The organism is Hydrogenovibrio sp. (assembly GCF_965140365.1).
Classification (GTDB): Bacteria; Pseudomonadota; Gammaproteobacteria; order Thiomicrospirales; family Thiomicrospiraceae; genus Hydrogenovibrio.
In genome coordinates, this window is record NZ_OZ223196.1 from 1,668,947 (window position 1) to 1,682,417 (window position 13,471).

Annotated in this window: 8 protein-coding genes; 2 read left to right on the forward strand and 6 right to left on the reverse strand. The window is 49.4% G+C overall.

The genetic code is table 11. The features are described 5' to 3' along the window. The first annotated feature begins 144 nt into the window (after positions 1 to 144). Positions 145 to 849 (forward strand): AbiU2 domain-containing protein, encoded by a 705-nt coding sequence (locus AC0KH7_RS08045; RefSeq protein WP_472372357.1) that lies wholly within the window; start codon positions 145 to 147, stop codon positions 847 to 849. A gap of 9 nt (positions 850 to 858) precedes the next feature. Here the strand turns inward: AC0KH7_RS08045 and AC0KH7_RS08050 are convergent, their stop codons facing one another. From AC0KH7_RS08050 to mog, 6 genes are all read right to left on the reverse strand, one after another. Then, the gene (locus AC0KH7_RS08050; protein WP_472372359.1) at positions 859 to 2,052 is read right to left on the reverse strand and encodes a PatB family C-S lyase; all 1,194 of its coding nucleotides are present in this window, start codon (positions 2,050 to 2,052) and stop codon (positions 859 to 861) included. 32 nt (positions 2,053 to 2,084) lie between these two features. After that, entirely contained in the window at positions 2,085 to 4,214 is a 2,130-nt protein-coding gene (gene ovoA, locus AC0KH7_RS08055; protein ID WP_472372361.1) for a 5-histidylcysteine sulfoxide synthase, read from the reverse strand. 61 nt (positions 4,215 to 4,275) lie between these two features. Next, positions 4,276 to 7,689 carry a DUF748 domain-containing protein gene (locus AC0KH7_RS08060; RefSeq protein ID WP_472372362.1) on the reverse strand — a complete coding sequence of 1,138 codons (3,414 nt, stop codon included), beginning with the start codon at positions 7,687 to 7,689 and terminating at the stop codon, positions 4,276 to 4,278. A gap of 151 nt (positions 7,690 to 7,840) precedes the next feature. Continuing rightward, the gene (locus tag AC0KH7_RS08065; protein ID WP_472372364.1) at positions 7,841 to 8,830 is read right to left on the reverse strand and encodes a carbonic anhydrase; all 990 of its coding nucleotides are present in this window, start codon (positions 8,828 to 8,830) and stop codon (positions 7,841 to 7,843) included. Between the two features lie 126 nt (positions 8,831 to 8,956). Next, on the reverse strand, positions 8,957 to 9,889 hold the full coding sequence (gene prmB, locus AC0KH7_RS08070; RefSeq protein ID WP_472372366.1) for a 50S ribosomal protein L3 N(5)-glutamine methyltransferase: 933 nt from the start codon (positions 9,887 to 9,889) through the stop codon (positions 8,957 to 8,959). Between the two features lie 56 nt (positions 9,890 to 9,945). Next, complete coding sequence (gene mog, locus AC0KH7_RS08075; protein WP_472372368.1) at positions 9,946 to 10,494, reverse strand: molybdopterin adenylyltransferase; 549 nt, start codon at positions 10,492 to 10,494, stop codon at positions 9,946 to 9,948. 227 nt (positions 10,495 to 10,721) lie between these two features. Here mog and lon point away from each other — a divergent pair, with 227 nt between their 5' ends. Beyond that, positions 10,722 to 13,367, forward strand: a complete 2,646-nt coding sequence (gene lon, locus AC0KH7_RS08080; protein WP_472372370.1) for an endopeptidase La — start codon at positions 10,722 to 10,724, stop codon at positions 13,365 to 13,367. Positions 13,368 to 13,471: the final 104 nt, after the last annotated feature.

Below are 13,471 nucleotides of genomic sequence, written 5' to 3' on the forward strand. Positions count from 1 at the left end.
TAATAATTACTATTATGAGCAATATAAATCCGTAGATTCAAATACCTATTTATTTGTTAGACCTGTTACAAATGAAATATTAATTTTTCATGAGCAAAACCATGCAAGGTATCATTCACAGGTTATGTATTTCGAGAGCTTCCAATGAAATTGGATAATGAACTGAATAAATGTCATAAGATTGTCGATAGCGCTTTAAAAGGTTATTTGGAAATCTTAGAAAAGAAATCACTGCTTGAGCAGTCGATAACTTCCGCAAGAGATATGACGAATAACTTGACCCCCTGCACTTTAAGCTCGGTAAAGGTTATTCAAGAAACCCTATATTCATCTATATTAATTGATGTTCACGCCTGGCTCTTTGATCCTTCGGAAAAGTCTTCAAACTTAAGCATACGTAAGCTATTAAAAAAAATGGAAGACCCTAAACGTGAGGATTTTAGAGAGTTTCTTAAAAAATACTATATTCGCCCCCCTTCGACCATTTCCCTAAGTATGGATACGTCAAGTTCATGGCAGAATAGATACAAAGAAGAAAAAGAACAGGAGTTTAATAAGTTGCTATCCCAATGCTTGGAATCATATCAAAGCTTTTTAAATTCAGAGTTTGGTAAGCGGATTATCGGAATTAGAAGTAAGCTATTGGCACATAAAGAAGGTGTTTATTCTACCCAAGATAATGGACATTACATTGGTGAGGCTATTGAAGCTGTCGAAAAAATGCGAACAATCACTCTATCCTTTAATAAACTAATGCAAAAATTCTCATACACATACGTTGTCGAGGAAGTTGAGCAAAGCGCTAAGAAGAAGGCAGAAAGCTTTTGGAACAATCTAGCACAAACATAGACGGATATATTATCTCCTTAAGACTTCGGCCGCAGTTTTAAAACGCTTCAAAGCTTCATCCATTGTTTCCGTCGGCACTGCAATATTAATCCGCATAAACCCTTTACCCACTTCGCCAAAGCTTTCGCCGTCATTCAAGCCTAGTTGCGCAGTTTCGGTGAGCCAGCGTTTTAAGTCTTCTTGGTTTTGAAACTTTGTGCCAAAGAGTTCAGAAAAATCCAACCATACCAGAAAAGACGCTTCCGGGCGCATGACGCGTACCGCGGGCAAACAGTCGGCCAGAGTTTGTTCCAGTCGGTCAATATTATGTTGCAAATGCACCAGCAAGGTGTCGCGATAGGCTTTTCCCGCTTCCGAATAGGCGGCTTGCATGGCTTCTTTGCCGAACAGGTTTAAGTCGTGAATGGAATTGGCGCGACAGACTTTCAGATAAGCCGCTTTCAGGGCGCGATTGGCGATAATGGCGTAACCGCTTTGCAGACCACCGAGATTAAAGGTTTTACCCGGTGAACTGAGCGTCACTGTGTTTTGCGCCACCGCTTCCGACAACGACGCCATGGGCGTGTGTTGCAATGGCGGAAAGGTCATGTCGGCATGGATTTCATCGGACACCACCGTCACACCATGTTTCAAACAAATATCCGCTAAGCGTTGCAATTCTTCCCGCCGCCAAACGCGGCCGGACGGGTTTTGCGGATTGCAGAACAAAAACAGCTTCACCTCGTTTTCGGTAATGGCGGCTTCAAACGCGTCAAAATCGATTTGATAACGATTGTCTTGCAACACCAACGGCGCTTCTACAAGACGGCGACCGTTATTTTCCGGCGCGTGCAAAAACGGCGGGTAAATCGGCGGTTGCACTAACACGGCATCGCCCGGTTCCGAAAAGGCGGACACCGCCATAAAAAAACCATTGGCGACATTGTGCGTGAACAGGATGTCCGAAGCCTTCACCTCGTAACCGTATTGCGCTTGCCAATCGATAATCGATTGATACAGGCTGTCCGGCATGACGTTGTAGCCCAGAATCGGGTGTTCCAAACGGCGTTTCAAAGCATCCAGAATAAAATCCGGCGTGGGCAAATCCTGATCCGCCACCCACATCGGCAACACCGATTCGGAACCGAACAAACGTTGCCGCGACTCGTATTTTTCGGAATCGGTGCCTAAACGGGAAATGGCGTGTTCAAAATCTGGAAACATAGTTGCCCTTTTTAAACGATTGTTTACACGTCTCAGGATTTCTTTTTCCAAAGCGTAACTTCGGACAAAGAATGCTGGAACTTGCGTTGGGTTTCGCGAATCACAAACGGCAACTCAAACGGTTCTTGAACCCGCTCGAATTCGGAATCCAACACGGCGTGCAAGCCTTCCAAGGTGGTGACGTTTTCACCGCTTTGCGCGTCCTTGTAACCGCCCAGCCAATGTTCTTTAGCGGTGAACTCTTCCAGCCAGGTGTAAGGCGATGCCAACAACAGCAGTCCGCCGTCGTTCATGCGTTCGTGAATCATGCTCAAGAAGCGCTTCGGTTCGTACAAACGATCAATCAGATTGACGGCCACTACCATGTCGTACCCGGTGAAATGCGGTTTCAGATTCGCGGCATCCTGTTGCATAAACTCACAGCGTTGTGCCACGTCGGACAAGCCTAAATCGGCCAACGTCTGCTCTTTAAAATCCATGATTTCACCTTCCGTCGGAATGGTGTAGAGCACATTGCCGGACTCTTTCAATTGGTTGGCGACCTGAATGAAACGCGCCGAGAAATCCAAACCGGTGACCTGCGCGAAATGATGCGCCAATTCAAAACTGGCACGGCCGACCGAACAGCCCACTTCCAACACGCTCAAGTCGTCGCGACCGGCCAAGTCGTCATCGTCGCGCGCCGCTTTAATCGCCAATTCGGCATAAGCCTGCGCGAAATTCGCCACGCCGAAATATTCGTCGCCGTAATGGAATTCACAGTATTGCGACACCAGGTCATCGGTTTCATAAGTGGAGAAATGGGTTTGAACGCTTTCGTCCGACTCAATGTAACGGAAACCGGCGTGCTGGAAGAAGTGACGACGGAACGCATAGCGCGAATGGCCGTTGGCTTCGTTGCCGGTGGAAATCCAGCTCCCGCCTTTGAACAGGTTATGCTGGTTATCGAACGTCGGCGTGGTGAAGTCATCGTATAACGGATGCACTTTAAAACCGTCATAAGGATAAATCGGCGTTTGCGTCCATTGCCAGACGTTACCGACCACGTCGAAGAAATCGCCGGTTTCAAAACGGTTCACCGGCACCGACGAAGCGTATTGCTGCAAATTGATATTGGCCTCACCCTGTTTTTCCAACGCGCGGGTATGGTCTCGCAGCCTTAAATATTCATCTTCACTCGGCAAACGAATCGGACGACCAGTCTGATGCCCTTTCCAGTTACAAAAGGCATTGGCTTCCAGATAATTCACTTCCACCGGCCAATCCCACGGCATGGGGATTTCATCGGTCATACAGCGTAAATACCAGGCCTGGTCTTTTTTCACCCAAAAGGTCGGATGCTTGTCCGGCGTGAACTGACGCCAGCGATTGCCCTCGTCGGTCCAATATTCCGGGTTGTCGTAACCGCCGGCCTCGACAAACTCCAGATATTCATGATTGGACACCAAAAAGGCGGCGGCTTTAAAGTCGTTGACATCGGCTTGATGCTGACCGTATTCGTTGTCCCAACCGTAGGTTTCCGCCGGGTCTTGATAGTCGATGGTGACCCGCCCGCCGGGGACGTCAAACAAAATGTTTTCCGGTGCTTGACCGCTGTCCGGGCACACCGGAAACAGCGGGTGCGGCTTGACCGATTCAATCGGCAATTGGCGAATCAGCACCGACGAGGTTTCCAAGTGGATACGTTCATGTTCAATCCCCATCATCACCGGCCACATGGGGCTTTCCCAATCAATCGGTAGGTGGAAATCCACGGTATCAATCAAATGGTTCACCGCGTCGCGCACCTGCTGGCGGTATTCGCGCACGGCTTGGACACTCGGCCAGTCGTAATGCGATTCGTCCAAATCATCCCAGGACATTTCATCCACGCCGATGGCGCACATGGATTCGATTTGCGGATTAATACGCTCCGGCAACAGCTTGGCCAGAACCAGTTTATTGGTGAAAAAAGTAGCCGTGTGCCCGAAATAGAAAATCAGCGGATGGCGCAGTTCACAGGGGCGCTCGTAATAAGCGTCGTCCGACACCAGCGTTTCGAAAAGGGTTTCATAAGTATCGTAAGTGACGTTGAAATAGGCCTTGATTTCGGCGCGTTTGGCTTCGATTTCACCGTGATTCAAATACACCGGTTTTGAAATCAAATCATCTCGATTTAACATGAATACTCCGTGAACAACTGCTTTTTATGGTTTGAACTAACTTAAAATAATATGACTCGACCTACATCGACAACATGACGCCGCTATCCGGCAAATCCTCAAAACTCGGATAACAGGTAGTCAAACGGCCGGAGGCAATGCCGCCCTGCTCAACCAACCAGGTTTTGACCTGAATCTGACGCTGACGCGCCAATTGATAGAGTTTGTCTTCCAACTCTGACCCCTTCAGCCCTTGTTTAACCCAGTAATCGCGGTCGGCTTGGTTGTAGAAACCGCACACTTTCAAGGTGACGGATTTTTTATCCTTCAACAGCTTGGTGATTTTCTTCAAATACTCCGGCATATCCGCGCGCCATTCATCCAGGCCTGGCTTATATTGCACCGGCTGCAACGTCATTTCCCCGGCTTTTTTATAGGCGTATTCCGCCGCCAGATAAATCGCGCCGTATGGTTGTAACGTCATTGCCAGCATGGCTTTCGAACCGCCTTTCATCGCATTAAAGAAAGCAACCGAAACCACTTGTGCAATATTGAAACCGGGGTCGGACAAATCGCCGTTAACCGGCACGTTCAAATTGATGTTGTTATCACCGTCGCGTAACAGATTCAGCGCCAGACTCATGGAACCGGTACTGGTCGCTTTTCCGAGATCGCTGGCCGCCTTATCCACGTCAGAAGCGGCCTTCTCGATGTCATTGCCTTTAGTCGTTTCCGACGGGACCGGGACGGAATCGGCTTCCATCTCAAACCCGACCAGTTTCAAACGGTTATCGGCGTCCAGAATATCTTGTTTGATTTGAATGTCCGACTTCATATTCAAGGAGCCGCTTTGAATGCGATAGCCAAGCGAACGACGAATCAAAGGCGAGAAAGCATACAAATCCATATCTTGGATATTCGCCTTAATGTCGGCATTCACTTTCGGCGAAAACGGTTGGAAATCGCCTTTTACCGTCACCTTGGTAAATTGGTCAATCGCCGCCTTGATGTCCAGCGGGGTTTTTTCGTGGGCTTGTGTCGAATCCAAACGCCCCAAGTGCCCGGTTTGAATCCGCATATCCTGATGCAATGGCGGCGTAATGCCCGTGGAGGTCAAATAGACATGGCTGTCGCCGGTGATATCAAACTGCTGCAACCGGAAAGGCGGTGCTGTTTCCTTGGAAGCTTGAGCCGCGTCTTTCTTAGCCGCTTTTGGTTCTGACTCCGCTTTTTCGGATTTCGGTTTTGGACTCGGCTGCAAAGCGGCCTTCAAAGCTTCGATTTGCCCTAATTTCGTATGTTCATTAAAGGCCAGCGTCACATTCATATCCTGCAAGGTCACTTGGCCGACATCCACCGCTTGATTGTTTTTCACACTGGCTCGGTCAATCGTCACAGCGCCGGTGGATAACAAAGGTTGCGTGTATTCCTGGCTGGAGGCCACCTTAAGTTCTTTTACATTCAACCCTTTCAACGATACGGCTTGTGGCGCGGTAAAGGCTAGGTGGGTATTGAGTTGAGCCACATCGGCGACCGTCATTTTGGTACGCGTATTGTCAAGTTTGACCGACTGTAACGCCAGTTGTCCGGCGGTTTCCACTTGAGGTGAATCCGCCACGGTGACATCGGTTTTGCCTTTCCAGTCCAAGGCTTTCAAACTGGCGGACAAATCTTGATACGCCGCCGCCAATTGTTTTACGTCGAGATGTCCATCGGTTTGCACCGTAGGATGCGGCAAGGTGCCGACTTGAATGCCGCCCCGCCAATTCAAACGACTGACGTCGGCCTTGGAACCATCCGCATTCACCCCAACCGCCGTCAAGGCAATGCGGTTGTCGGTTAATACAATATCAACCGGTGTTTTCGTGTTCTTCGACTTGGCGGAGTTTTCATCCATTTTTTCGGTCGGTTTAACCGTGACTTTGACCGGTCCGGCCCAATCCAAATCTTCTATTTTAGCTTGAGTTTTCGGTTGCGAGAACCCAAGCCGCGCCATTTTCAAAGCGCTGCTTGGCAATGAAACCACCAACCCGGTTTTGTGCGATTGGTTCATGTCCAAACCGCCTTGCCAATCCAATTGATTGACATCGGCTTTGGCATCGTCCGCGTTCACGGCCAGCTCAGAAATGGCAAGGTGATTGTCGGATAAAGCAATATTGATGGGTGTATCCGCTTTCTCTGATTCGGTTGCTTTCTCGCCCGATTTAATCGTGACCTTAATCGGCCCTTTCCAATCCAAATCCTTCAATTTGGCTTCCGTGCCGGGTTGTTTGAACAAAAACTGCTCCGATTTCAGAGCATTACTCGGAAGCGTAATCACCAGCCCGTTTTTGTCGGATTGAGAGACATTGAGTTCGCCTTGCCAATTCAGGTGACGATTGCCCAACGTCATGGCTTGATCGGCCAAAGCCAAGTGCGACACTTTCAATTCGCCATTGGTTTTTACTTTCGGGATTCCGTCCGTCACGTCAACCTGACTGTGGTTATTCCAGTGCACTTCGCCCAAATTAATATCCGCCGTCTGGGCGTGCAAACCAATATCTTTTAAGTGCCATTCGCCTTGAGTTTGCACCGCCGCGTGCCCTTTTCGAACCAAAGCTTGAATATCGCCGTCCCAGTTAACAAGCGCGCCGGTCATGCGTAAATCGGCCTGCTCAAATGCCAGCTTTTGGAATGAAAGGCGTCCTTTTTGAGTGACCTTAAGCTCTCCGCCTTCATTGACGACATCCAGTTTCACATCGCCGAACACCAAGCCGGAAAGCTCTAAAATTTCCGGCGGCAGGTATTTTCGGTAGGTCGCCAAGTCGAGGTTTTTAACAACAATATCACCACTTAAACGTTGCTTTTCCGCAAATGGCCAGACCTGAAAATCGCCCACCAGATTGTTTTGATCTTCTTGAATTTCAAACGTCAGTTCGGCGGCATCATCCGGCTGCCAATTGATGGCTTTTTCAAGCAGCACCTTGTCGAACTCGATGCGTTTATCCAGTTCCGGTGTTTTCAGTTCCAACACGGCTTTGTTCAGTTCCAGCGACTGAATACCCAGTCCCCACGAAAACGGATCTTGGTGTTCTTCAGGCGGGGGTTCTTGTGTCTTTTTGTCCAGCGAATACGATAATCCGGCCACCTGAATGCGTTCGCCGGGCTGGTAATCGATTTCAATTCGAGTATCGAAAATCGCCAGCTCTTGAATTTTGATGTTTTTTTGGAAAAGCGCGGCCCAGGAAAGGTTCACTTTTAAGTGCCCCAAATGCAGGTATTGGTGGTTTTTGACTTCGACATTAAGGTTGAAAATTTCCAGACGACCGGTAAAGAGGTTCACCGATACCTTCTCGATACTCACTGACTCCGCACCCTGTTTTAACAAAGCTTCTTCCAAGCCTTTTTGCAACATCCAGGGCAATGCCAATAAAAAGACACCAACCAATAAGAATGTGTATATGAGTACCTTATAGCGAGTTTTAAGCGACTTCCAACGTGAATATAATGCGGTCATACGGGCCTCAAAAAGGGATTTCTTTCATTGTAGCAGAAAGATTCTAAAGCCAGTAGATGACAATGGTATTTCAGTGTCACGAAATCCGAAGACATAAAAAAACCGCCAGGCCTGGCGGTTTTTTATATTGGGTCACATCCGAGTGTGCCGTTCAATACAGATAGAAACTATCCTGTGCTTGACGATCCGGCCAGGACTTGAGCGGCGTACGGGCATTGAGCGGTTGCACCGGGCGCGCGTTGGTGCCTAAATATTCTTTCATTTGCGCCAACTGCTCGGCAGACGCTTCCACCGGCTGCTTGAAGACCATCCAGTAAACACCTTCATCACACGGCGGCTGAGTCATGGAACCGCTGTATTTGTAGAAACGTTTATCCGTCGGAAAAAACGCTTTTGCCGGATGCACCAGGACTTTGTCGTGTACATCCAGTTTGTTAAGTTGCTTCGGCAAACGGTCTAAAAACGCCGCCAAGGCTTCATTGGCCTCGCCTTCCTGAAACAGGATACTCACCACCACATAATGACCATCGCCGTTCTTATGCACCAGCTGCATTTCCATCGGGTAACTGAAACCGTCGATTTGATGTTCGGATGGCGTATGGAATTCGTATTCGGTTAATTCATAGCGTTGCCCGTTCAGCATAATGTAACTGCCCAACGGCACCTCCACTTTCAAAACGTGCCCGTCGTTGATCATCTTCAAAATGGTTTTGCGGTAATACACATCAAAGCCGTCCAGAGAAGTGGTGCCCACGGCATCGTCGCGTTTAAAGTTGATGGGCGACTGGTTCTGTCCGAATTGGCAGGTCGCGTAAGCGATCGACAGCTTGCCCCAATGATTCGGCCCGTCCTGGCCGAAATAACTCCAATCCACCGGCTTGGTTTCCTTCGGCTTGGCTTGTGACTCATCCGTTTTGGATTTGGCGGCAACTTTCGCCTCAGACGTGTCCTGATCGGCGGCTTTCGGCTTCGGTTTTTCAGCGGGTTTTGGCTGACTCACCGCAATCTTTTTCTGCTTCTCCGCCTGTTTTTTCGCTTCGGCGCCCAAATCAATCAAGGGGGGAACCTTGTTGTCGGCCGCATACAACGGCAGACAGACGAGGTAACCGAGCAGAATCAAAAAACTGGACCTTGTGTTCATTCGTTTTCCTTCTTTATCTCATAATTGGATAAATCATTAGACATCGGAAAAGGCTAAGCAAATACCTAACCAAATCCATTCTTTTAAACACAAAAAGTCGTTTCGTTGAAAATTTATCGTACCGATTTACCCGTTTTTGCGGTCGTCAAACAGATCTTGAAAGGTGTCCAGTTCGGATTTTTGCAGGGCAAACACCCCTTCGCCGCCGTGTTCAAATTCAAACCAGTAAAACGGCACTTCCGGGTACGCTTGTTCCAAATAAAATTGCGACACGCCCACTTCCACAATCAAGGTACCATCCTCTTTCAAATATTGTGCCGCGTCCGCCAGAATTCGGCGAACCAGGTCCAAACCATCCTCTCCGGCTTCCAGCCCCAAACGCGGCTCCTGATGAAACTCTTCCGGCAAGGCCGACATTTCAATGGCATCCACATACGGCGGGTTGGACACAATCAAATCGTACTGCTTACCGTCCAAAGCGCTGAACAAGTCCGATTCGACCGCACGAGCGATGCCCTGCAAATCATAACGCTCAATGTTCTGCTGTGCCACGGCCAGCGCATCCGGGGAAATATCCGCCAAATCCACTTGAGCATTCGGGCAAGCCTGCAAACTGGCGATGCCGATGCAACCGCTGCCGGTACACAAATCCAAAATATCGGTCACCGCTTCCGGCTCCACCCAGGGGCGATATTGCTCGGCGATTAATTCGGCAATCGGTGAACGAGGTACTAAAGTGGCTTCCGAAACGTAAAACTGCAACCCGGCGAACCAGGCTTCGCCGATCAAATAAGGGGTGGGTTTCCGGCTTTCGATTCGCTGTCGGAACAATTCCGTGACTTCGCGCTTTTCAGTAATGCTTAAACGAGCCGACCAATAATTATCGGGAATATCCCAAGGCAAACGCAAAACGTGAAAGACCAGTACGCGCGCATCGTCAAACGCATTGTCGGTTCCATGGCCAAACGCGAGGTTGGCTTTCTGAAACAAGGTACCACCCCACCGTACGAAATCGGTCACGGTTTCCAAGTGTTCATACTGATAATTAAAGTTTGTCATCTTGTCGTCTCTTGGTAGTGGAATTCAGGCATGCCATCCGATGGCGTCGGTTCAATTCAAGCGCTCGGTTTTTTGGCATGCTTAGGGCGAAAGGCTTTCACAAAGGATTCGTCCGTTTCCATATAAGCCCCTTCAATCAAGTCGATGCAATAAGGCACCGCCGGGAACACGGCTTCCAAACATTCGCCAATGGCGGATGGTTTTCCGGGCAGGTTAATCATCAAACACGCGCCGCGCGTGCCGGCAATTTGCCGCGACAGAATCGCGGTCGGCACATATTGCAGCGACACGGCGCGCATCTGCTCGGCAAACCCATCCAGAATTTTATCGCACACCGCCTCAGTCGCTTCCGGTGTCACATCGCGTTTCGCCGGGCCCGTGCCGCCGGTGGTTAAAATCAAATCGCAGAGTTCCTTATCCGCCAACTCAATCAAAGTGGATTCGATCAAGGATTGTTCGTCTTCAATGATTCGCGAAACCGCGCCCCATTCCGACACCAGAGCTTTGCCAATCCATTCACGCATGGCCGGCCCCCCTAAATCTTCATATTCCCCTCGACTGGCTCGATCTGAGACTGTGACAAATCCCACTTTGATTTTTTTCATACTGTACTTCCTGTTGATAACGTTGAATATTCACCAGGCCTGGTGAATATTTCGTTTTATCTAAATTTAATTGCTCATATGATACTGCATCTCGTCAAATCAGAGAACCGAAACTCCACGACAAAATGCACCCGTCACGGAAATGCAAAATTTCTATTGCGAGCCCTTGAATTTCCACACCGACACCCTATTAACACAACATCTAATTTCAAAAAGACGCGAGTGATATGACAAAAAACGACGATGCAAACGCCCTAAAAGACTTGCTCGACCAAGCCCTTGAGGAAGCGACCCCGGAGATGAACGACGAAGACATCACCTTCAGCGAATTCGTTGACCATACCGCCGAGTATGACTTGTCCGATCAAGCTGGGAGCAATAATGCACTGGACGGCGAACATATCGCACACGACGGTGATGCTGCAAAAGACAGCTCCGCCCATATGCTGGTGAAAGCGAATATGTCACGTCCGGAAGCGCTGTTTTTACTGCCGGTGAAAGAACGTCCGTTTTTTCCGGGTCAAACGTTGCCTATTATTCTGGACAAAGACATCTGGCAAGACACCATTCAAAGCGTCATTGACAATAAAATTCAGTACATCGGCATCATTTATGTCGATACCGACGACCACTTCAAAGCCGACCCGAGCGACTTCGCCCAAACCGGAACACTGGTGCGTATCCACGATCCAAAGGTCAAACCCGATTACATTCAGTTAATTGCGGAAGGCATTTGCCGTTTTCAAATTTCCGAATGGGTGCACGAAGCACCGCCTTACCGTGCCCGCGTGACCTATCCGGCCGACATTCGAAATGGCAACCCAAGCGAGTACAAAGCCTACGGTCTGGCGATTATGAACGCCTTCAAAGAACTGTTGCCGCTGAACCCGCTGTACAGCGAAGAACTGAAATACTTTCTGAACCGTTACAGCGCATCCGATTCCCACCATCTGGCCGATTTCGCGGCCAGCTTAACGGCGGCCAGCAATGATAAACTGCAAGACTTGCTGGATACGCTCGACTTGAGCGAACGCCTGGAAAAAGTGCTGAACCTGTTCAAGCATGAAATCGAAGTGACCAAGTTGCAGTTCAATATTCGCGAACGCGTGGAAGAAAACCTGACGCAACAACAGCGTGAGTTTTTCCTGCATCAGCAGCTTAAGGAAATTCAAAAAGAACTGGGCATGGTCAAAGACGACCGCACCGCTGATGCCGACCTCTTCCAAGAGCGCATCGAAAAACTGGCGCTGTCGGAAGAAGCGCAACTGAAATCCGAAGAAGAATTGAACAAAATCAATATGTTGGACCCGCAATCGCCGGAATACGGCGTGGCGCGCAACTGGCTGGATTGGCTAACGCAACTGCCGTGGGGTCAATACAGCAAAGACAAACTGGACCTGAAGCGCGCCAAGAAAATTCTGGATAAAGGCCACGACGGCCTGACCGACGTTAAAGACCGCATTCTGGAGTTTTTGGCGGTGGGCGCTTTGAAAGGCGAAATTTCCGGTTCCATTATTTGTCTGGTCGGACCACCGGGGGTCGGAAAAACCTCCATCGGTCGTTCGATCGCCGATACATTGGGGCGTAAATTCTATCGCTTCTCGGTCGGTGGCATGCGTGATGAAGCGGAAATCAAAGGACACCGTCGCACCTACATCGGCGCCATGCCGGGAAAATTCGTGCAGGCCTTAAAAGATTGTGGCACCGCCAATCCGGTCATTATGCTGGACGAGGTCGACAAAATCGGTTCCTCTTATCAAGGCGATCCGGCATCGGCGCTTTTGGAAGTGCTGGACCCGGAACAGAACACTGAGTTTATGGACCATTATATGGACGTACGCTTCGATTTGTCGAAAGCCTTGTTCATCTGTACCGCCAATACACTGGACACCATTCCAGGCCCATTGCTGGACCGTATGGAAGTGATTCGCTTGTCGGGTTACATCACCGAAGAGAAAGTGCAGATTGCCAAACACCACCTGTGGCCAAGCTTATTGAAAGACGCCGGCTTGGATAAAAAACAGGTGCAAATCACCCCGGCCACCATCCGTCATGTCATTGAAGGCTATGCACGGGAAGCCGGTGTGCGAAACCTGAAAAAACAGCTGGCGAAGTTGATTCGTAAACTGGCGATTCGTTTTGTCAAAGGCGAGTTGGAACAAACATCCATTCATGTGAACGATTTGGAATCCATGCTGGGTCAGCCGCGTTTTTCGCCGGAAAAGACCAATCAACAACTGGGAACCGTCACGGGTCTGGCGTGGACGTCAATGGGCGGCGCCACCCTGACCATCGAAGCCAGTCGTGTTCATACCTTGAACCGCGGTTTCAAGCTCTCCGGTCAGCTCGGTGAAGTCATGCAGGAATCCGCCAGCATCGCTTACAGCTACATTGCGTCCAACCTGGATAAATACAAAGCCGACCCGGAATTTTTCGACAAAGCATTTGTCCACTTGCACGTACCAGACGGCGCCACGCCAAAAGACGGCCCGAGTGCCGGTATCACCATGGCGACGGCCCTCCTGTCTCTGGCTCGTAACGAAGCGATTCAAAAACCTTTGGCCATGACAGGCGAACTCAGCTTGACCGGACAGGTGCTACCGGTGGGCGGGATTCGAGAAAAAGTGATTGCGGCGCGCCGTATCAGTATTCGAGAACTGATTCTGCCGGAAGAAAACCGCAAAGATTACGACGAACTGCCGGATTACCTCAAGGAAGGCATGACAATTCACTTTGCAAAACACTTTGACGACGTGGCAAAACTGACGTTCCAGATTCGCAGCAAGTCAAAGGCCTTGAAAGCCTATTTGAATAAAGCCCCGTCCACAACTTCGGAAACCGAAACGGACAAGCACGGAGACTCAGCCTCTTAACAGACACCCAGAGCTCCCGGAAACGCAAAAACCACCAGGCCTGGTGGTTTTTTTATTGCCACCGTGTTGTGACATAAAGCCATAAAGCGCTTAAAACGCTCATA